The 21180-nt window shown below is 63.6% G+C and carries 18 protein-coding genes and 1 other RNA gene; 16 read left to right on the top strand and 3 right to left on the bottom strand.

Going from position 1 to position 21180, the window contains the following annotated elements; translation table 11 throughout:
* The first annotated feature begins 219 nt into the window (after positions 1-219).
* The 7 genes from O9Z70_RS09625 to O9Z70_RS09595 all read left to right on the top strand — a co-directional run bounded on the left by O9Z70_RS09625 (position 220) and on the right by O9Z70_RS09595 (position 6678).
* Positions 220-1179 carry an ArsR/SmtB family transcription factor gene (locus O9Z70_RS09625; RefSeq protein WP_502870193.1) on the top strand — a complete coding sequence of 320 codons (960 nt, stop codon included), beginning with the start codon at positions 220-222 and terminating at the stop codon, positions 1177-1179.
* Positions 1180-1185: 6 nt separating this feature from the next.
* Complete coding sequence (gene metF, locus O9Z70_RS09620) at positions 1186-2079, top strand: methylenetetrahydrofolate reductase [NAD(P)H] (RefSeq protein WP_286018604.1); 894 nt, start codon at positions 1186-1188, stop codon at positions 2077-2079.
* 130 nt (positions 2080-2209) lie between these two features.
* A complete protein-coding gene (locus tag O9Z70_RS09615) occupies positions 2210-2953 on the top strand; it encodes a hypothetical protein (RefSeq protein ID WP_286018603.1) in 744 nt (247 codons plus the stop codon).
* A gap of 43 nt (positions 2954-2996) precedes the next feature.
* Positions 2997-3743, top strand: coding sequence for a J domain-containing protein (locus O9Z70_RS09610; protein ID WP_286018602.1), 747 nt, complete (start codon positions 2997-2999; stop codon positions 3741-3743).
* 32 nt (positions 3744-3775) lie between these two features.
* An RNA gene (rnpB, locus tag O9Z70_RS09605) (RNase P RNA component class A) lies at positions 3776-4160 on the top strand.
* Between the two features lie 87 nt (positions 4161-4247).
* Positions 4248-5348 carry a carboxynorspermidine decarboxylase gene (locus O9Z70_RS09600; protein WP_286018601.1) on the top strand — a complete coding sequence of 367 codons (1101 nt, stop codon included), beginning with the start codon at positions 4248-4250 and terminating at the stop codon, positions 5346-5348.
* A 43-nt stretch (positions 5349-5391) separates the two neighbouring features.
* Positions 5392-6678 carry a saccharopine dehydrogenase family protein gene (locus O9Z70_RS09595; protein ID WP_286018600.1) on the top strand — a complete coding sequence of 429 codons (1287 nt, stop codon included), beginning with the start codon at positions 5392-5394 and terminating at the stop codon, positions 6676-6678.
* Between the two features lie 350 nt (positions 6679-7028).
* On the opposite strand, the gene O9Z70_RS09590 is transcribed toward O9Z70_RS09595, so the two are convergent.
* From O9Z70_RS09590 to O9Z70_RS09580, 3 genes are read right to left on the bottom strand one after another with little or no spacing between them, the layout of a single operon-like run.
* Complete coding sequence (locus O9Z70_RS09590; protein WP_286018599.1) at positions 7029-8060, bottom strand: histidine kinase dimerization/phosphoacceptor domain -containing protein; 1032 nt, start codon at positions 8058-8060, stop codon at positions 7029-7031.
* A gap of 6 nt (positions 8061-8066) precedes the next feature.
* On the bottom strand, positions 8067-8510 hold the full coding sequence (locus O9Z70_RS09585; RefSeq protein ID WP_286018598.1) for a response regulator: 444 nt from the start codon (positions 8508-8510) through the stop codon (positions 8067-8069).
* Entirely contained in the window at positions 8507-10003 is a 1497-nt protein-coding gene (locus O9Z70_RS09580; protein ID WP_286018597.1) for a sensor histidine kinase, read from the bottom strand. Before O9Z70_RS09580 ends, O9Z70_RS09585 begins: the two co-directional genes overlap by 4 nt.
* A gap of 189 nt (positions 10004-10192) precedes the next feature.
* On the opposite strand from O9Z70_RS09580, the gene rsmH reads away from it, so the two are divergent.
* From rsmH to murC, 9 genes are all read left to right on the top strand, one after another.
* Positions 10193-11194 carry a 16S rRNA (cytosine(1402)-N(4))-methyltransferase RsmH gene (gene rsmH, locus O9Z70_RS09575; protein ID WP_286018596.1) on the top strand — a complete coding sequence of 334 codons (1002 nt, stop codon included), beginning with the start codon at positions 10193-10195 and terminating at the stop codon, positions 11192-11194.
* Positions 11191-11574 carry a cell division protein FtsL gene (ftsL, locus tag O9Z70_RS09570; protein WP_286018595.1) on the top strand — a complete coding sequence of 128 codons (384 nt, stop codon included), beginning with the start codon at positions 11191-11193 and terminating at the stop codon, positions 11572-11574. The genes rsmH and ftsL overlap by 4 nt, the downstream gene beginning before the upstream one ends.
* Positions 11574-13283, top strand: a complete 1710-nt coding sequence (locus tag O9Z70_RS09565) for a peptidoglycan D,D-transpeptidase FtsI family protein (protein ID WP_286018594.1) — start codon at positions 11574-11576, stop codon at positions 13281-13283. Before ftsL ends, O9Z70_RS09565 begins: the two co-directional genes overlap by 1 nt.
* 24 nt (positions 13284-13307) lie before the next feature.
* Positions 13308-14750: a UDP-N-acetylmuramoyl-L-alanyl-D-glutamate--2,6-diaminopimelate ligase gene (locus tag O9Z70_RS09560; protein WP_286018593.1), complete on the top strand. Its 1443-nt coding sequence runs from the start codon at positions 13308-13310 to the stop codon at positions 14748-14750.
* Between the two features lie 33 nt (positions 14751-14783).
* On the top strand, positions 14784-16181 hold the full coding sequence (locus O9Z70_RS09555; RefSeq protein ID WP_286018592.1) for a UDP-N-acetylmuramoyl-tripeptide--D-alanyl-D-alanine ligase: 1398 nt from the start codon (positions 14784-14786) through the stop codon (positions 16179-16181).
* 26 nt (positions 16182-16207) lie between these two features.
* Positions 16208-17293: a phospho-N-acetylmuramoyl-pentapeptide-transferase gene (gene mraY, locus O9Z70_RS09550; protein ID WP_286018591.1), complete on the top strand. Its 1086-nt coding sequence runs from the start codon at positions 16208-16210 to the stop codon at positions 17291-17293.
* Between the two features lie 130 nt (positions 17294-17423).
* Positions 17424-18587: an FtsW/RodA/SpoVE family cell cycle protein gene (locus O9Z70_RS09545; RefSeq protein WP_286021985.1), complete on the top strand. Its 1164-nt coding sequence runs from the start codon at positions 17424-17426 to the stop codon at positions 18585-18587.
* Positions 18584-19702 (top strand): undecaprenyldiphospho-muramoylpentapeptide beta-N-acetylglucosaminyltransferase, encoded by a 1119-nt coding sequence (murG, locus tag O9Z70_RS09540; protein WP_286018590.1) that lies wholly within the window; start codon positions 18584-18586, stop codon positions 19700-19702. The genes O9Z70_RS09545 and murG overlap by 4 nt, the downstream gene beginning before the upstream one ends.
* Complete coding sequence (gene murC / locus O9Z70_RS09535; RefSeq protein WP_286018589.1) at positions 19699-21117, top strand: UDP-N-acetylmuramate--L-alanine ligase; 1419 nt, start codon at positions 19699-19701, stop codon at positions 21115-21117. The genes murG and murC overlap by 4 nt, the downstream gene beginning before the upstream one ends.
* The last annotated feature ends 63 nt before the right edge of the window (positions 21118-21180 follow it).

Raw genomic sequence — 21180 nt, 5'->3', positions numbered from 1 at the left:
TTCGGACCTGCCGCATTGGCCGATGCGGTAGGCGGGTTTCCGACAATGTGCGGATTACTGGGTTGATCTGCGGGGCGCGGTGCTTCGCGCGGGGCAGTATCATAACAGGCCCAAACGCACAAACCCGCGGCCGTCGCGCCTGCTTGGCGCGAAGTGCTCAAAACAGGCTGGACCTGGACCTGAAGTGGATATAAAGAAATCTTTATATCCGAGGTGATGATGGGCAGTTTGAACAAACTTGTCGGGGTGTTGAAGGCGGCGGGCGAGAGCACGCGCCTGCGCCTGCTCGCGCTTCTGGCCGATGGCGACCACTCGGTCAAGGATCTCACGGAAATCCTCGATCAGAGCCAGCCGCGCGTCTCGCGGCATCTCAAGTTGCTGGCCGATGCCGGCCTGGTGGAGCGCCATGCCGAGGGCGCCTGGGCCTATTACCGGCTGGCGCAAGCCGGGCAGGGCGCCGATCTGGCCCGCTGGCTCACCGTGCGGGTCGATGCGCTGGATCCCGAGCGGCAACGCGACAAGGCGCGCCAGCTCGACGCCCGGGCCGCCCAGCAGGCGCTGGCGGCGGATTATTTCGCCAAGGTGGCCGAGAGCTGGGACCTGCTCAAGACCCTGCATGTGCCCGAAGCGGCGGTGGAAGCGGCCGTCCTGGCCGAGCTTGGCGGGCGCAGCGTCGATCTGCTGATCGACCTTGGCACCGGCACCGGGCGCATGCTGGAAGTTCTCGCCCCCGCCTATAAGCGGGGAATCGGCATCGATTCCAGCCGTGAAATGCTGGCGGTGGCGCGCTCGCGCCTGGCTGCTGCCGGTCTCGCCCATGCCCAGGTTCGGCTGGGCGACATAGCGGCGCTCGATCCCGCCAGCGGCCCGGCGGATGTCGTCGTCATCCATCAGGTGCTGCATTATTTCGACGATCCGGGGCGAATGCTGGCGCAGGCCCGGCGCCTGCTCAAACCCGGCGGGGAAATCCTCATCGTGGATTTTGCCCCGCACGATCTCGAATTCCTGCGCAGCGAGCACGCCCATCGGCGTCTCGGCCTGTCGCGGGAACAGATGAATGGCTGGGCGGCGCTGGCGGGACTCGAGGTGAGCGCCATGCACGAATTTCCCAGCGACACTCAGGATCGCGGCCTGACGGTCTGCCTCTGGCGCCTCAGCGATCGCAGCAGAACGGACTAGATCTTCATGCTTGACGATAATTTGCGCGCCAGCCGCCGGACGGCCGATCAGCGCCCCGAATTGCAGCTTTCCTTCGAATTCTTCCCGCCCAAGACCGACGCGATGGAAGAACGGTTCTGGGAGAGCATCCACAAGCTGGCGCCGCTCAATCCGCGTTTCGTCTCGGTGACCTATGGCGCCGGCGGTTCGACCCGGGAGCGCACCTTGCGCATGGTCAGCCGCATCAAGGCCGATACCGGCGTTGCCGCCGCGGCGCACCTCACCTGTGTCGGGGCGACGCGAGACGAGGTGGACGCCGTCGTTCGCGGCTATCAGGAAGCCGGGATCAATCGCATCGTCGCCCTGCGCGGCGATCCGCCCGAAGGGGTCGGCCAGCCATTCACGCCGCATCCCGAGGGCTATCAGAATGCCGCCGATCTGGTGGCCGGGATCAGGCGCATCGGCGATTTCGACATTTCCGTCGCCGCCTATCCGGAAAGGCACCCGCAAAGTGCCGATTGGGACGCCGATATCGATAATTTGAAGCGCAAGCTCGATGCCGGTGCCGACCGCGCCATCACGCAGATGTTTTTCAGCAATGGCGATTACCTGCGCTATCTCGAACGCGCCCGCAAGGCGGGGATAAATGCGCCCATCGTGCCGGGCATCCAGCCCATTCATTCCTATAAGCAGATTTCCGGCTTCGCTTCCCGCTGCGGCGCCTCAATTCCCGCCTGGCTGGCCGAGCGCTTCGCCGGGCTGGAGGACGATCCGGAGACCCATGCCCTGGTCGCGGCGGCCGTGGCGGCCGAGCAGGTGACCGAATTGCTGGACGAGGGGGTGACCGAATTCCACTTCTATACGCTCAACCGCTCCAATCTGGTTCTGGCTTTGGCGCGGCTGCTGGGGCGGCGATATTAGGCCCTGGCGCCGGCGCGTTCATGGCCGGTTCAGGCGGCGGGTGGGACGATGTGCTCGCCCTCCATATTCTGGCCATGAATAAAAGCATGTTCGCTCCTCGGGGGCACGAGCCTTTTCGGATGAATTCGCTATGCAGATAGATCGCCGTATCACCAATGGCCTGGCTTGGGCCGGCGCCGTGCTGGTCGTGGCCATCCCTGCCGTCGATCTGGTCGCCCGCCAGTTCGCGCCATCCACAGCGCCGCAAATGGCCATTGTGCAGGAAGAACCGGTGGTTCCGGTGCCCGATGCGCCAAAGCCGTCTCCGGCGCCTGAGGCGCCGACGCCGAGCCGGCCAGCGCCGGCTCCCGAGCCCGTCGCCAGCGCCGAGGCGGCGGCGCCGGCTGGCGCAAGGGGCGATAATGCGGTCGATATCTATTTGCAATCCGGCCGCGAATTGCCCAGCTATATCAGCGATGGCGGCGCGGCTCCGGCGCCAAAGCCCGCCGAACCGGTGACCGCGCCCGAACCGGCGCCAGCTCCCGAACCGGCGCCCGCGCGGCCGGTCATCACCCCGCCGCCGGTCAAGCCCGTCACGCTGCCGACGCCGGTTTCGGAGCGTCCGGCGCCGGTGGTTGCGCCCGTGATCGCCACACCGGCGCCGCCGCTCGTCGTCGAGACACCTGCGCCGGTCGTCACCTCGCAGGACCTGGATGAGTGGGAAACCGGCCCGCTATCCGAATTCCTCGCCAAAAGACAGGGGCAGGGCAGCCGTCCGGCGCCGGCCGATTATGATTCGAACGGGTTCTGGCTGGACGAGGGGCCGCGCGGCGGCGGCAATCGCCGGCTGCCATCGGCCTATGGCGACGATTATTATTATCCGTTTGGTCAATAGGCCGGGCGCCGCTAGTCTGGGGCCGTAAAGGAAAGGTTGCGAGATGTTGTGCTGTGTCCGCCGGGCCGAGGAAAATCGGGATGTGTGGCACAAATTCGCTCAATTTCTCGGCTCGTTTACCGAGCGCACCGGCATTGCCGGCCATGTCGCCAATATCCTCGATCCCGACAATTGGCTGCCCGGCGGACGCGACGCCGCCTTTACCCTGGCGCTGATCGCGCTGTCGGCCAAGATGGCCGTCGCCGACGGCGCGGTGACCGCCTCGGAAGTGCGGGCCTTCAACGCCACGGTGGAGATCGCCAAGGGGCAGGAGCCGCAGGTGGAAAAGCTCTTCAACCTGGCCAAGCAGGATGTCGCCGGCTACGACGCCTATGCCCGCAAGGTCGCGCGCTTTTTCGCCGACACGCCGGAAACGCTGGAACATGTGCTGGACGGGCTGTTCTTCATCGCCACCGCCGATGGCCTCGTGCACGAGGCGGAGCTGGATTACCTGCGCGATGTCGCCGGCATTTTCGGATTCGATGACGCCCGCTTTGAGCAGATCGCGGCCCAGCACGTGATGCTGGACGAGGGCGTCGATCCCTATATGGTGCTGGGCCTGACCCATGATGCGCCGCCCGAGGAAGTGCGCCGGGTCTATCGGCTGCTGGTGGCCGAGCATCACCCCGACCGGCTGATTGCCAAAGGGGTGCCGGGCGAGCTGATCGACATGGCGACGGCGCGCATGTCGGTCATCAATCTGGCCTATCAGGCGATCACCCGGCCCAAGGCGCAGCCATTGCTCACTTGACGCCGGCTTGCGGCTCCCGCACATAAGCCGCGCCAGTTGACCGGGTGGCCGCTGGCATGCGGGTAACTGCATGCCGGAGGAAAGTCCGGGCTCCATCGAAACACGGTGACGGCTAACAGCCGCCGGGGGCGACCCCAGGGAAAGTGCCACAGAAAGCAAACCGCCACGGTTCGCCGGGGTAAGGGTGAAAGGGTGCGGTAAGAGCGCACCGGGTGCCTGGCGACAGGGACCGCACGGTAAACCCCACCGGGAGCAAGACCAAATAGGGATGACGCGGGTTTCGGCCCAGCCTGTTTCGAGGCCAGATCATCCGGGTTGGTTGCACGAGCGCGTCCAGTAATGGCCGCCATAGATGAATGGTCACCACGTCGCGGCAACGCGGCCCTACAGAACCCGGCTTACAGGTCAACTGGCGTTGACTTCTTTCGTCCGTCGTCGCTAAACGATGTCCCTTTCTTTCCGCCGTACTTTCCGGCGGGCACACGCTGGTTGGAGTTCGGCGCGATGCCCTTGGCAACCCCTTATTACCTCATCGACGAAAATGCCCTGGCCGAAAATCTGGCGCGGGTGGACCGATTGCGCGCCGCATCGGGCGCCAAATGCCTCTTGGCGCTCAAGGCCTTCGCCACCTGGTCGACCTTCCCGCAGATCGCGCCTCATATGGACGGCACCACCTCGTCCTCGCTCAACGAATTGAAGCTGGGCCGGGAGAAATTCGGCGGCGAGACCCATGCCTATTCCGTGGCCTGGTCGGATGGCGAGATCGATGAGGCCATCGCCAATGCCGACAAGATCATCTTCAATTCGGTGAACCAGCTGGAGCGCTTCGGCGACAAGGCGGCGCATCTGTCCACCGGGCTGCGGGTCAATCCGGGCGTCAGCCACTCGCATTTCGACCTCGCCGATCCGGCGCGGCCATTCAGCCGACTGGGCGAAAGCGACCGGTCCAGGGTCGAGGCGGCGATGGATCGGATTTCCGGCTTCATGCTGCATTGCAATTGCGAGAACGATTCGGTGGAGTCCTTCTCGGCCCTCTTGGGGCAGATCGAGCAGCGGATCGGCGATCTGCTGCATCGGCTCGATTGGGTCAGCCTGGGCGGGGGGATTCACTTCACCAAGCCGGGCTACGACATCGACGCGCTGGCGGCGCGGCTCAAGGCCTTTGCCGAAAAATTCGGCGTTCTGGTCTATCTCGAGCCGGGCGATACCGTGGTCACCGATACGACGACGCTGGAAGTGTCGGTGCTCGACATCGTGCAAAACGACAAGGCCGTGGCCATTGTCGATAGCGCGGTGGAGGCCCATATGCTGGATCTGCTCGTCTATCGGGAGAGCGGGACGGTGGCGCCCGATGCGGGGCCTCACCGCTATGTGATCGCCGGCAAGTCCTGCCTGGCCGGCGATGTGTTCGGAGAGTTCGATTTTCCGGCGCCGCTGGCTGTGGGCGACCGGGTTTCGCTGCTCAATGCGGGGGGATACACCATGGTGAAGAAAAACTGGTTCAACGGCGTGGCAATGCCCGCTATAGCCATCCGCAGAAAAAATGGCACGATCGATCTTGTACAATCGTTCGATTATGCCGACTATGTCGCCAGTCTCTCGTAAGAGCGGCTGATCTGTCCACCGTGAAAAAGGTGTTTCGTGTCAATTGAAAAAGAATCTTCTGATCATCGGCGCCGGAGGTGTCGCGCAAGTCGCTGCGTTTAAGGCAGCTATGAACAATGATGTGCTCGGAGACATCCACATTGCCTCCCGCACCCTGTCGAAATGCGAAGCCATTATTGGCTCCATACTCGACAAGAAGGCGCTGAAGCGCCCGGGCATTCTGGCCGCCCATCAACTCGATGCCATGGATGTCGAGGCGACAAAGGCCCTGATCCGGCAGACCAAGAGCCAGATCGTTCTCAATCTAGGTTCCGCCTTCCTCAACATGTCCGTCTTGCGGGCCTGTCTGGATACTGGCGTGGCCTATATCGACACCGCCATTCATGAAGACCCGGCCAGGATATGCGAAGCGCCGCCCTGGTACGGCAATTACGAGTGGAAGCACCGCGAGGAAGCCGAACGCAAGGGCGTGACGGCGATCCTGGGGGCCGGTTTCGATCCCGGCGTGGTCAATGCCTATGCGGCTTTGGCCGCCAATGCCTATTTCGACCGGATCGACTCTATCGACATCATCGATGTCAATGCGGGCAGTCACGGACGCTATTTCGCGACCAATTTCGATCCGGAGATCAACTTCCGCGAATTCACCGGCAAGGTGTGGACCTGGCAGCAAGGCCAGTGGACCGAGAACAAGATGTTCGAGGTCAAGCGCACCGACGATCTGCCGGTGGTGGGATCGCAGACCACCTACCTCACCGGCCATGACGAAATCCATTCGCTCTCGGCCAATCTCGACGTTCCCGATATCCGCTTCTGGATGGGCTTCGGCGAGCATTACATCAATGTCTTCACGGTGCTGAACAATCTCGGCCTGTTGTCGGAAAAGCCGGTGGTCACCGCCGAAGGGCTGGAAGTGGTGCCGCTCAAAGTGGTGAAGGCGGTCCTGCCCGATCCGATGTCGCTGGCGCCGGATTATAAAGGCAATACCTTTATCGGCGATCTGGTGAAGGGGGTTCGCGACGGGGTCGAAACGGAATTGCTGGTCTATAATATCAGCGACCACGAAGCAGCCTATGCCGAGACCAATAGCCAGGCCATTTCCTATACGGCCGGCGTCCCCGCCGTGGCGGCGGCCATGCTGATCGCCAAGGGCGATTGGGATTGCCATCGCATGGCCAATGTCGAAGAATTGCCGCCAGTGCCGTTTCTCGATCTGCTGGGCAAGATCGGCCTGCCGACCCGGGTTCGCGACGCCAAGGGCGATCGTGAATTCAACCCGGCCGAGTTCCGCGAGGAACGCCGCAAAACCGCCCGCGTGCATGGCGCCTGACGGCGCCAGTCAACTGGATCGAACGGCCGGGGTTTCCCCGGCCGTTTTCGTTTGCTGGACGGACGGTGCCCGGACCTTGTGGTTCGACAAGAGGTCCATGAACATCCGGAGCGCTTTGCTCCCGGATCGTCATCCTCGCGCTTGACGCGAGGGCTCTGGCGACAGGCTTCACAAAAGCCCCCCGCGCCAAGCGCGAGGGTGACGAGCGGGGGCGGGGTAAGACGCCGTTTCCGTCAAAGCCGGAGCCGCTCGAGCAATAGCATCGGCATCCTCGGAGACCTCATGGTGAACTTGTCGAACCACGAGGTCGGGTATGCCGACTCTGCCGGAAATACAGGACGGGCCAAGCCTCAGGTCGAGAAGGTCACCATGACCCTGGTGCCCGGTCCTTCGCCATAGGCCACCTTGGCGTCGAGGCTATGGGCCATTGCCTTGACGATGCGGCTGCCGAGGCCGGTGCCCTGCGGCGTGCCGGTGCCCTGCCAGCCGATGCCATCGTCCTCCACCACCACCCGGACCTCGTCGCCTTCGCGCGCCACGACAATCCGCACCTCGCCGGATTCGCGGTCGGCATAGGCATATTTGAGCGCATTGGTGACCAGTTCGGTGATGATGACCCCCAGGGACGCGACCTTTTCGGTGGCCATGGGAAAGCCTTCGACCTGGAGGTGGATGCCGGGATTGCTGGTGCTGTCCTGAATGCTGCTTTCCAGCTCGCCGATCAGGCTGTTGAGATAGTCGCCGATCTGTACCCAGCGGGTATCGTCGGAGGTGTAGAGGTGGCGGTGCACCCCGGCAATGGCCTGGATGCGGACCTGGGTTTCGCTCAACGCGCGCTTGGCTTCGGCATCTTCGACCGCGTTTGACTGCAAGCCGACAAGGGCGGCGACCATGGCCAGGGAATTGGCGACGCGATGGTTCACCTCGCCCAGCAGCATTTCGGCGCGTTCGCGCGCTTCCTGCATTTCGCGCTCCGCCTCGGCCTTGGCGCGGTCGAGGCGCACATTGTGGATGGCGTGATCGATGGCCGCGAGCAGCAATTCCATGAATTCTTCAGCGCCGGATTTGGGCACGAAATCGGTGGCCCCGGACTTGAGCGCGGCGACGGCGATGGCCATTTCGGACGAACCGGTGACATAGACCACGGCCGGCCGGTCTTCGAGCCCCTCCATGGCCTTGAGCACGTCCAGCCCGGTGCCGGTGGGCAGATAATGGTCGAGGGCGACGACGTCGATACCGCCATTGCGGACGATTTCGAGGCATTGTTCGCCGGTGCTGGCATGGTCGAAGATATAGCCGCGCCGCTGCATGGCCTTTTCCACAAGGCGGATCAGACCCGGATCGTCGTCAATATAGAGAACATGCGGCGTACGCTTGGGCATGATGGATTATTCGGTTTCCGGGATTTGCATGACCGAGAAGAACAGGCCCAATTGCTTGATGGCATTGGCGAAGCCATCATAGTCCACGGGCTTGGTGATATAGACATTGGCGCCCAGGTCATAGCAGCGCTGGATTTCGCGCTGGTCGTCGGTGGTGGTCAGCACGACGACGGGGGACCGCCTGGTATGTTCGTTGGCCTTGACCTTTTCGAGGATGTCGATGCCGGTCATGTCGGGCAGGTTGAGGTCCAGCAGGACCAGCAATTGCCGGCCCTTGTTGACGGCGCCGGAGCCGTCGGGGCCCAGGAGATACGTCAGGGCGTCGGTGCCATTGCCGAAGGGGATGATGTCGTTGGCGACGCCGGCGCGGCGGATGTTTTTCTCGATGAGGCGGGCATGGCCTTCATCGTCCTCGATCATGATGATGGTAACCGGACGGGCATCGTTCATGTCCCGGAACTCCCCAGATAGCTGCGCAGGTCGCGCGGCAGATTGATGTTGAATGTGGTGCCCCGGCCCAGCACGGAGGTCAAGGTGACGTCGCCGCCCAGGCTCCGCACCATGGTGCGGACATGGGCGAGGCCGATGCCCTCGCCGGGATGGGTTTGCGAGCCCGAGCGGCGGAACAGTTCGAAGACGCGCTCATGGTCGGTCTCGGCGATGCCGCGGCCATTGTCCTCCACCTCGATGAGCACGCGGTTGGCCGGCAGGTGGCGGCCGCGAATGGCAATGCGCAGCGGCCGCTCCGTATCCTGATATTTCACCGCATTGTCGACCATGTTGCCCAGCACCTGCTCGATCGAGAGCTTGTCGGTGACGATATTGCGGACGCGGACATCGATGGAGATTTCGCCGCCGCTCTCGGCCAGCTGATGATGCAGCGCGGCGGCGCTGTTCTCGGCGATTTCGGCGAGGTCGACGGGTTCCGGCTTGAGCAGGCGACGGCCCTCGCGGGAAATCTTGAGGATGGCGTTGATCAGCCCGTCCATCTTGCGGGTGGCGGCGCGGATGAAGGAAATGGCCTCGGGCAGATCCTCGGCGGCGGCGGTGCGGGCCTCGGCGAAAACCGCATCGTCCTCGGGGGCGGATTGGGTGTCCATATAGGATTTCACCGCCTCGACGCTGGTTTCCAGCTCGCTGGTGAAGCCCATGATATTGACGAGTGGCGCCCGCAGGTCGTGGGTGACGATATAGGCGAAGCGCTGGATTTCCTCATTGGCCTTGCCCAGGTCGGAGGTGCGCTCCCTGACGCGCTCCTCGAGGCTGGAATTGGCTTCTTCGGTGGCGCGGCGGGCCGCGGCCAGTTCCCGGGTGTAATTCAGCACCGCCCAGATGGCGCCGGCGATGACGGCGAGGATGACCAGGCCCCCGGCCAACGAGACGATGCGCAGCAGATTGGCGGTGTTGCGCTGCGATTCCACCCCTTCGGTCAGCCTTTGGTCGGCGGCGCCGATCAGGGCCGAGAAGAAGGCCTGGGAGCGATCCATGGCTTCCTTGCCGGCATCGGTCCGGACGATCAGCACGGCTTCGGCGCGCCGGCCCTGTTCGGTCAGATCGAGCGTATGGGCCATTTCATCGAGCTTGATGGCGATGTCGCGGCGCAATTGCTGCAAGGATTGGGCGGCTTCGGGATGGCCTGCGAGCACGGCTTCCAGATTCAGCAGCGTTTCACCGACCTGCGGCAGCGCCTCCCGGTAAGGGTCGAGATATTCCGGCTCCAGGGTGATGATATAGCCGCGCTGGCTGGCTTCCGCGTCCTGCAGCAGCGCCCGCAGGTCCACCGCCGCGGTGCGCACGTCCCGGGCCTCGATCACTTCGTTGAAATAAACCTGGGTGCGCTCCACCAGCCATAATGTCGTGCCAATGATGGTCAACAGCGCCAGCAGGCCAACGAGCAGCAGCAGCGCCGTGGATCGCACGAATGTCTGGCTGGTGATCGGCATGCTGCCCCCAATTCGGTCCACCTTCATCGCCTGATCCGGCTTTGAGGGCAATATGGATAGATTTAAGTCACGCGCTTTTACCCGCACGGATACCGGAGCGAAATAGGAAACAGAATCTTAAGCGTCGCCATGCGAAATTCTGGACGAGTTTATGTAACCGGCTGCGGCCGGAATGGAGTTGTGGCGGATATGGGCAAGCCATCCCTGCCCGAGACCGAGGCGGCGGGCGGACCTCATGTCCCTGTCCTGCTCGACGAGGTGCTGGCGGCTTTGTCGCCAGGGGCCGGCAGCCGCATTGTCGACGGAACGTTCGGGGCAGGGGGCTATTCGCGCGCCCTGCTCAGGGCCGGCGCACAGGTTATCGGCATCGACCGCGATCCCTCGGTGGGCCCGCATGCGGCGGCGCTCGCGGCCGAGTTTCCCCATAGCTTCACTTTCGTGCCCGGCACCTTTTCGGAGCTCGACACCCTGGCGTCCCGCTTCGGGCCGGTCGATGCCGTGGTGCTCGATATCGGCGTATCCTCCATGCAGCTCGACGAGGCCGATCGCGGCTTCTCCTTCATGCGGGACGGCCCGCTCGATATGCGCATGAGCCGTGCCGGCGCCAGCGCCGCCGATCTGGTCAATGATCTCGATGCCGAAAATCTGGCCAACCTGCTCTATGCCTTCGGAGAAGAGCGCAAGTCCCGCCGCATCGCCCAGTTCATCGTCGCGGCGCGGCAGGATGCGCCCATCGCCACGACGCTGGAGCTGGCGCGCATCATCGAAAAGGCCATCGGCCGCAAGCCGGGCGACGCGCATCCGGCGACGCGCTCCTTCCAGGCGCTGCGCATCGCGGTGAATGGCGAATTCGAGCAATTGGTTGAGGGCCTGTTCGCTGCCGAGCGCCTGCTGCCCGAAGGCGGCAAGCTGGCCGTGGTCAGCTTCCATTCGCTGGAGGACCGGATCGTCAAGCGCTATTTCGACCCCGACAAGGGCGGCCCGGCCATGTCGCGCCACCTGCCTCAGGCCGAGAGCGAACCCCGGCGCTGGCAGAATGTCGCCAAGGCGGTCAAGGCCGGCGCCGGCGAAGTGGCCCGCAATCCGCGCGCCCGCTCGGCGGTGCTGCGCAGCGCGATACGGACCGCGCAGCCGGCCCGGCCGGTGCAGGCGGCCGGCCTGGGCGTCCCGACATTCAAGGGTGCCGCATGATCCGCAACATCAATATCTTCCTGATCTTTGCCTCCATCGTCATGTTGGCGGGGGTCTATGCGTTGAAATTTTCCATCGAGGGCACCGCCGCCGAGCGCACGGCGCTGACGGCCACGATCTCGGAGCAGGAAGGCAAGCTCTCGCTGCTCAAGGCCGATTGGGCGGTGCTCAATCAGCCCGGCTACATCGATCCCATCGTGCGCCGCCATGAGGCAGAACTGGAAATCGCCGCGGTCAGGCAGGAGCAGTTCGGGTCCTTCGCCGCCCTGCCCATGCGCCCGGCCAAGCCCGACAGCGCCGCCATGGATGCGCTGTTCGAGGCCATTGCCATGGGCATCGATCCGATCGATGCCATTCTCGAACTGGAAGGGATCGAGTGATGGCCGCCGCCACGGAAGGCTATTCGCCCACAATCGCCCTGGATGGCGCCCGCAAGCAGCGGGGCAATCTCACCCAGGCCCGCATCCGCTGGATGATCCTGGGCGTGGTGATCGGCTTCATGCTGGTCGGAGGACGCCTGGTGCAATTGGGCATGGTGGAAACCGACCAGACCATCGAGGGCCAGGCCCGCGACGTGATTACCGCCACGAGGCCGCCGATCCTGGATCGCAACGGACTGGAAATGGCGGTGGATATCCGCGTCCCCTCGCTCTATGCCGAGCCGCGCCGCATCATCGATGTCGAGGAAGCGGTGCAGAAGCTGCGCACCGTGCTGCCCGATCTCAGCGAGACCTGGCTGCGCAACCGGCTGACCGGCGACAAGGGCTTCGTCTGGGTACAGCGCGAGCTGACGCCCGCCATTCAGGATCAGGTGATGCGGCTGGGCATTCCCGGCATCGACTTCATCACCGAATCCAAGCGCTTCTACCCGGCCATGAACGAAGCGGCGCATATTCTCGGCTCCACCAATGTCGACAATCAGGGCATTGCCGGCATCGAGCGGCATATGGATACCGAATCCGTGGCGCTGCTCCAGGAACTCGGCCTGGCGCGCGGCAATGCGCTGACGCCGGTGGAGCTGTCGGTGGACATGCGCGTACAGCACGTGCTGCACGACCAATTGGTCGATGCGATGACGCGCTATCAGGCCGTCGCCGCCGCCGGCGTGATGATGGACATCTATACCGGCGAAATCGTCGCGCTGGCCTCGGTGCCCGATTTCAATCCCAACGAGCCGGCCAGCGCCCTGGTCAAGGATACGTTCAACCGCATCACTTCGGGCATTTTCGAGCCGGGCTCGATCTTCAAGACGGTGACGATTGCCGGGGCGCTCGACAGCGGCGCAGTCCGCGCCACCGACCAGTTCGACGCCCGTTATGGCATCCGCTTCGGCCGCTATACGATCGACGATTTCCATGGCAAGCACCGCATCATGAGCCTGTCCGAAATCTATAAATACTCGTCGAATATCGGCACGATCCGCATCATGCAGGCGATGGGCAAGGACAATTTCCGCGACTTCCTGGGCCGGATGAAGTTCGATCAGCGGGTGGAATTCGAATTGCCGGAAATGCGCGTTCCCACCGTGCCCAAGACACTCTCCGAAGTCGGCGCGGCAACGGCATCGTTCGGCCATGGATTGTCGGTGTCGCCGCTGCATATGGTCACCGCCTATGGGGCGCTGGTCAATGGCGGCAATTACATCGCGCCGACGCTCTACAAGCGCAGCGTCGCCGAGGCCGAACCGCTTTACGAGCGGGTGGTGACGCCCCAGACCAGCGAGGTCATGCGCTACCTGATGCGCCTGAACGCCCTGGAAGGTTCCGGCTCGCAGATGAACCGGGCTGCGCTGGGCTATCGCGCCGGCGGCAAGACCGGTACCGCCGAAAAGGTGGTGGATGGCCGCTACTCGTCCAGCAAGGTCACCAATTTTTTCGCGTCGGCCTTTCCGCTCGACAATCCGCGCTATGCCATCGTCATCATGGTCGATGAACCCAAGGCGGAAAATCCGCAATCGGGTACCACGGCCGGCTGGAATGCCGGCCACCTCACCGGCCGCCTGATCCAGCGCGTGGCCCCGATGCTGGGCGTCGCCCCCGATTTCAGCGAAGCGCTCGATCGCCAGATCGTGCCGCCCGCTCTCCGCTAAACTGATCCAGAAGGATTTGACGCCGTGTCAGTCAGTGTAACCCAACTGCTCGAAGGCTCCGGCGCCCGCCCGAAAAAGGGTCTTGGCGCCGTTTTCGGGCTGAATTCGGATAGCCGCCGGATCGAGCCGGGCGACGTCTTCTTCGCCCTGCCGGGGGCCAAGGTGCATGGCAATCAATTCGTGGCCGATGCCATCGAGCGCGGCGCGCTGGCCGTCGTCACCGATGTGGCGCCGCCGGGCGATCCCGGTGTGCCGATTATCGTGGTGAAGGATGTGCGGGCCGCCTATGCCCGGGCCGCCTCGCGGGTCTTCGAGCCGCAGCCCGAAATTCTCGTCGCCGTCACCGGCACCAATGGCAAGACCTCGGTGGCCTCGTTCGTCCGGCAGATCTGGGACTATGCCGGCGTGCCGGGCGCCAGTATCGGTACGCTCGGCATCGAGACGGCCAAAAGGCGGATCGACGGGGCCTTGACCACCCCGGATTCGCGCACCCTGCATCAGGCCATGCGGGCGCTCAAGGCGCAGGGCATCAACCATGTCGCGCTGGAAGCCTCCAGCCATGGCCTCGACCAGCACCGGCTGGACGGCATTCATTTCGAAGCCGTGGCCTTCACCAATCTCAGCCGCGACCATCTCGATTACCACGCTGACATGGATGAATACCGCAATGCCAAGCTGCGGCTGTTCACCGACCTGCTGGTCGATGGCGGCGCGGCCATCGTCAATGTCGACGATCCCGAGCACGAACAATTCATGTTCGCGGCCCTGTCGGCCAGCGCCACGCTGCTGACCGTGGGCCGCGAGGGCGCCTATATCGAAATCCTCTCCATCGAGCCGGAAGGCTATGGCCAGCGCGTCGAAGTGCGCCATATCGGCGAAAAGGTCAGTTTCCACCTCAAGATTCCCGGCGAATTCCAGGTATCCAATGCCTTGATTGCGGCGGCGCTCGCCATGTCCGGCGGGGTCGAGAAGACCGACGCTTTCGCGGCTTTGTCCGAACTGGTCGGGGCGCGCGGGCGACTCGAACTGGTCGCCGAGCACAATGGCGCGGCCATTTTCGTGGATTATTCGCACAAGCCGGAAGCGCTGCGCACCGCGCTTACGACCCTGCGTCCCTATGCGACGAACAAGCTGCGCGTGGTTTTTGGCTGCGGCGGCGACCGCGACAAGGGCAAGCGCCCTCAAATGGGCGAAATTGCCAGCGAGCTTGCCGATGTGGTGATTGTCACCGACGACAATCCGCGCACGGAGGACCCGGCCGCTATCCGGGCCGAAGTGCTGGCCGGAGCCAGGGGGGCCGAGGAAATTGCCGATCGTAAAACGGCAATCGAGCAGGCCGTGCGCTCGCTGCAGAAAGGCGATGTCCTGCTCGTCGCCGGCAAGGGGCACGAGACCTATCAGATCATCGGCACCAAAAAGCATCATTTCTCCGACCACGAAGTGGTGGAAGCAGCCGCCAGGGCCTAATATGCGGGTTGAAAGCCGGAAAAATTCCCTCCCATGACCCGACCCCTTTTCACCCTCGACGCCATTCTGCAAGCCACCGGCGGCCGCGCCGAGGGTGTCGACGCCGAGGCGATCAATTCGATTTCCATCGATTCCCGCGAACTCGGCCCGGATGCTCTTTTCGTCGCCATCAAGGGCGACCGCTTCGATGGGCATGATTTCGTCGAGGCCGCGTTAGCCAATGGCGCGGTGGCGGCTCTGGTCAGCGAGGGGCGCGGTTCCGGTCCGGGCCGCATCGTGGTTCCCGATGCGCTGGGCGGTCTCCGCGACCTGGCCCGTGCCGCCCGCGAACGCAGCAGAGCCTTCATCGTCGGGATCACCGGCAGCGTCGGCAAGACCACGACCAAGGAAGCCTTGCGCCTGGTGTTCGAAGCGGCGGGGGAAACCCATGCCTCGATCAAGAGCTTTAACAATCATTGGGGCGTGCCGCTGATGCTGGCGCGCATGCCGGAAACGGCCCAGTTCGGCATTTTCGAAATGGGCATGAACGCGCCCGACGAAATCCGGCCATTGAGCCAATTGGTGCGGCCGCATGTGGCGGTGATCACCTCCATCGCGCCGGCGCATCTGGAACGACTCGGCAGCCTGGAAAATATCGCGCGCGCCAAGGCGGAAATATTCGAGGGGCTGGAGTCTGGCGGCACAGCTATCGTCAATGCCGATCATGCGCAGATCGGCGCACTTTTTGATGCGGCTGCTACAGCTGGGGTTAGCAATCTGTTAACATTTGGCTTCTCAAGGGGAACGGATTGGCAGCTCATCGATCCCCAGACCGCTGCCGATCGCAGCTTCGCGATCGTGCTGCATGGCGACGAGCGGCACGAGCTGGCGCTCAGGGTTTCCGGCCGCCACATGCTCTCCAATGCCACGGCGGCGCTGGCCGTCGCGCATCTGGCCGGCATCGAGCCCTCCATTGCCTTGCCGGCGCTGGCCGGCTTCGCGGCGCAGCCGGGCAGGGGTCAGCGGAAAGCATTGGGACCAAAAGATAAAAAGCTGTTGCTGATCGACGAAAGCTACAATGCCAACACCGCTTCAATGGTCGCGGCGCTGGAGGTGTTTGCGGCCATCGAGGCCCCCGGCGGCCGCAAGGTGGCGGTGCTGGGCGATATGCTGGAGCTCGGTCGGGAAGCCGAAGCGCAGCATGCAGGTCTCAGCGAAGCGGTGCGAATGAGCGGCGCCGACAAGGTCCATCTCGTCGGCCGGAATATGGCCGCCCTCGCAGCAGCGCTGCCCGCAGATTTGCTGGCGAGCTATTCGCAAAATGCTGAAGAAGCCGAAGACGTTATCGTCGCCGACCTTGCCTATGGCGATGCTATTATGATCAAAGGGTCCAACGGTGTCGGGCTGGCGCGCATTGTGAATGCGATTATCGCGCGCTTCGAACAGAGCTGAAACACCCAAGCGGAACAGCGGAATAAATGCTCTATTTTCTCGGCCAGTTGGGTGAACAACTCACCGCCTTCAACGTCTTCCGGTACATCACTTTCCGCACCGCCGGCGCGGTGGTGACCGCCTTGTTCTTCGTCTTCCTGTTCGGCCCGGGCATGATCGCCCTGCTCCGGCTGAAACAAGGAGGCGGCCAGCCGATCCGCGAAGACGGTCCGGCGGGGCATCTGCTGACCAAGAAGGGCACGCCGACCATGGGCGGGCTGATGATCTTGTCCGGCGCGGTGATCTCGACGCTGCTCTGGTCGAACCTTACCAACGGCTATGTCTGGGTGGTGCTCTTCGTGACCGTGGGCTTCGGCGCCATCGGCTTCTACGACGATTATCTCAAGGTCAAGCGCATGAGCCATGCCGGCTTCGGCGGCAAGCAAAGGCTGATGCTGGAGGCGATTATCGGCGCGATGGCGGCCTTCTTCATTTCCCAGCTCGCCTCGGGCTCCTACGGCACCTCGCTGCTATTCCCCTTCGTCAAGGATCTGGCTCTCAACCTGGGCTATTTCTACATCCTGTTCGGCGGTTTCGTGGTGGTGGCGGCGGGCAATTCAGTCAATCTCACCGATGGGCTCGATGGCCTTGCCATCGTGCCGGTCATGGTGGCGGCTGCCTGTTTCGGGCTCATCGCCTATCTCGTCGGGTCCCAGAACTATGCCGATTATCTGCTGCTCAATGCGGTGCCCGGCACGGCGGAACTCGCCGTGGTCTGCGGCGCGCTGATCGGGGCAGGGCTGGGTTTCCTCTGGTTCAACGCGCCCCCGGCGCAGATTTTCATGGGCGATACCGGCTCTCTGGCTCTGGGCGGCGCCCTGGGCGCCATCGCCGTGGCGACCAAGCATGAAATCGTGCTGGCCATTATCGGCGGGCTGTTCGTGCTGGAAGCCGTTTCGGTGATCGTGCAGGTCACCTCGTTCAAGCTGACCGGAAAGCGGGTGTTCCGGATGGCGCCGATCCACCACCATTTCGAGCATCTCGGCTGGACCGAGAGCCAGGTGGTGATCCGGTTCTGGATCATCTCCTTCGTGCTGGCACTGATCGGGTTATCAAGCCTGAAATTGCGGTAGGCGGACAAGCCTGCGCGACGGCCGATCTTTTCTCCTGCGACTCGCAAAACGCGAAAACCTTGGCAAATCGGTAACCAAAGCTCCGATACAATTCGAGACAGTTTGTATCGAGTACCGGGCTGCCCCGATGATGTTTTCCCGCGCCGAAAAGACCCCGCTCGCCGAGTGGTGGTGGTCGATTGATAAAGAATTGCTGGGAGCGCTGATCCTGCTCCTGATGGGCGGAGTGGTGCTAAGCTTCGGCGCCAGCCCGGCCGTGGCCGAACGCATCGGCCTGGACGAATGGCATTTCGTTATCCGTCACGCTTTCTTTGCCGTACTGGCCGTGCCGGTCATGCTGGCCACGTCACTGCTGAGCCAGCGCCAGGCGCGGTTCGCGGCTTTGGGCGTGTTGATCGCCATGACCATCATGCTCTGGGCGACGCTGCGCTTCGGCACCGAGGTCAAAGGCGCGCGCCGCTGGCTGTCCATCGCCGGGCAATCCTTGCAGCCTTCGGAATTCGTCAAGCCGGCCTTCGCGGTGATCGGCGCCTGGCTGTTTTCCGAATATATGATCCATCGCAATGTGCCCGGCCGGATAATCGCGACCCTGATCATGCTGGCCATTGTCGGCGCATTGTTGCTGCAACCGGATCTGGGGCAGACGGCGCTGGTCATGGCGACCTGGGCGGTACTGCTGTTTTTTTCCGGTATTTCCTGGTGGATCATTTTCGGCCTGGCCGGTGCCGGCGGTGCGTTGCTGTTCGGGGCCTATGCGTTCTTCCCGCACTTCGCGCGACGCATCGACACGTTCATCAATCCTGACGGCGGCGGCAATACCTATCAGATCGACCGGGCCTTGCAGTCGCTGATGGAGGGAGGCTGGTTCGGGCGGGGGCCGGGTGAATCGCTGGCCAAGAAGCTGATTCCCGACGCCCATGCCGATTATGTGTTCTCGGCCGCCGCGGGGGAGTTCGGCATCCTGTTCTGCATCGGCCTGGTGGCGCTGATCGGCTTCATCGTCGTGCGGGCGATGCTTGCGGCGCAGCGGCAAACCAGCCTGTTCGCAAGGCTTGCGGCCTCGACCATCGCGGTGCAATTCGCCATGCAATCGGGCATCAATCTCGCGGTGAACCTCAATCTCGTTCCGCCCAAGGGCATGACGCTGCCCTTCGTTTCCTATGGCGGCACCTCGATGCTGGCGGTGGCGTTCGGCATGGGGCTGATGCTGGCGCTGACCCGCACCAAGCCTGAAGAACGGATGGCGACCGGGCTTCCCTCCTACCGCAGCGCCGTGGTAGCCCCGGCGGAATGAAAACTTTTGTCCTCATGGCGGGCGGTACGGGGGGGCATCTCTTTCCGGCCATGGCGCTGGCTCAGGAATTGACCCGGCGCGGTCACGCGGTCGAGCTGATGACCGATCACCGGGTGGAGAGTTATGGCGCCGATTTTCCGGCGCGGCAAATCCATATCGTGCCGGCGGCGACACCCTCGGGCGGTAATCCGATCAAGCTGGTTTCGGCTGGTCTCACCATTCTTCGGGGCATCGCCGCAGCGCATGGAAAGCTGCGCAAATTGCGGCCCGATGCGGTGGTCGGCTTTGGCGGCTATCCGACTTTTCCGCCGTTCATTGCCGCCAATGTCCTTGGAATCCCTGGCATTTTACATGAACAGAACGCGGTGATGGGCCGGGCGAACCGGGCGCTGGCGCGCTTTGCCGATATGCTGGCCATGAGTTTTCCGACTACCAAATTCGCCGACCAGCATGGGCTGGACAAGGTGGTGACCGGCAATCCGGTGCGGGATCGGGTGCGCAATCTGATCGGTACGCCCTATCCGGCGCCGGACGATAAAGGACCGATCCGGCTGGTGATTACCGGCGGCAGCCAGGGGGCGCGGGCGCTGTCGGAGATCGTGCCGGAGGCGATCGCATTGCTGCCGCCGCCGATGCGAAGCCGGCTGCAAATCGTGCACCAGGCGCGTAGCGAAGACGTCGAGCGGGTAACAGACTGTTACCGTCGAGCGCGGGTCAGCGTCGAAATCGCCAGCTTTATCGCCGATCTGCCGGAACGTATCGCCCAGGCGCATCTGGTCATCTGCCGGGCGGGGGCATCGACCATTGCCGAGCTGGCGGTTCTCGGCCGCCCGGCCATTCTCATCCCGCTGCCGGGATCGCTCGATGCCGACCAGAAATATAATGCCCGCTTCCTCGAAGAGGGTGGCGGCGGATGGGTGGCGGAACAGGCCACGCTTTCACCGCAATCGCTTGCCACTCGGCTGCACGACTTGTTGACCGATCCGCCGCTCTTGCAGCAAGCCGCCGAGGCGGCGCGTTCGCTGGGACAACCCCATGCGGTCGAGAAACTGGCCGACCTGGCGGAGGCGCTGGCCGGCAAGCATAGCCAGATCAAAGAAGGACCCCGATCATGAAGATGCCACGCAATATGGGGCCGGTCCATTTCATCGGCATCGGCGGCATCGGCATGAGCGGCATTGCCGAAATCCTGCATAACCAAGGCTATGTGGTGCAGGGCTCCGATGCCTCGCTCAATCCCAATGTGCAGCGGCTGCGCGATATGGGGATCAGGGTCGAAATCGGCCAGAGCGCCGACAATCTGGGTCAGGCCGAGGTCGTGGTGGTGTCCTCCGCCATCAAGAAGGACAATCCCGAACTGGTCGCGGCCCGCGCCCGGGCGCTGCCCATCGTGCGCCGGGCCGAAATGCTGGCCGAGATCATGCGGTTCAAGACCGCCATCGCCATTGGCGGCACGCATGGCAAGACCACGACGACGACGCTGGTGGCGACCCTGCTGGATGCCGGCAATCTCGACCCGACCGTCATCAATGGCGGCATCATCAATGCCTATGGCACCAATGCGCGGCTGGGCGGCGGCGAGTGGATGGTGGTGGAGGCCGACGAGAGCGACGGCACCTTCGTCAAGCTGCCGGCAGACGTGGCGGTCGTGACCAATATCGATGCCGAGCATCTCGATCATTATGGCGACTTCGACGGGGTGAAGAAGGCATTTCGCCAATTCGTCGAGAACGTGCCGTTCTACGGCTTCGCGGTAATGTGCCTCGATCATCCCGAGGTCCAGGCCCTGGTGGGCGATATTCTCGACCGGCGGGTCATTACCTATGGCCGCAATCCGCAGGCCGACGTCCGGCTGGTCGATCTGGAGAACCGGGACGGGGTGCAGCATTTCTCGGTGGAAATCCGCGACCGGATCCGCCAGACGCAATTGCGCATCGACGGGCTGCAATTGCCCATGCCCGGTATCCATAATGCGCTGAATGCCACCGCGGCGATTGCCGTGGCGGATCAATTGCATGTGCCGGCAGAGGCCATCCGCCGGGGCCTGAAGGGCTTCACCGGGGTGAAACGGCGCTTCAGCAAGACCGGCGAGGTCGGCGGCGTAACCATCATCGACGATTATGGACATCATCCGGTGGAGATCGCGGCAGTGCTGCAGGCGGCGCGGCAATCGGCGCGGCGCGATGTCGTGGCCGTGGTGCAGCCGCATCGCTATTCCCGGGTACATGACCTGTTCGACGATTTCGCCGCCTGCTTCAACGATGCCGACACGGTAATCGTCGCGCCGATCTATGCAGCGGGCGAGCAGCCCATTGCCGGGGTGACGCATGAGGAACTGGTCAATCGCATAACCGCGCGCGGGCATCGCGACGCGCGGGTGCTGGATGGACCGGAAGCGCTGGCGGCATTGCTGGCGAGCCGGGTGGAAGACGGCGATTACGTGGTCTGCCTCGGTGCAGGCAATATTACCCAATGGGCGGCGGCGCTGCCGGCGGAGCTGGGCGCGCTGGTGGAGAAGGGAGCGGCGTGATGGTGTCCCCCTCATCCGGCCCTGCGGGCCACCTTCTCCCCGAGGGGGAGAAGAATGGTGCGG

It is taken from the genome of Devosia sp. YIM 151766, from assembly GCF_030285925.1.
Lineage (GTDB): Bacteria > Pseudomonadota > Alphaproteobacteria > Rhizobiales > Devosiaceae > Devosia.
The sequence above is the reverse complement of the archived record's forward strand: the minus strand, read 5'-3'. Positions and strand labels throughout refer to the sequence as shown.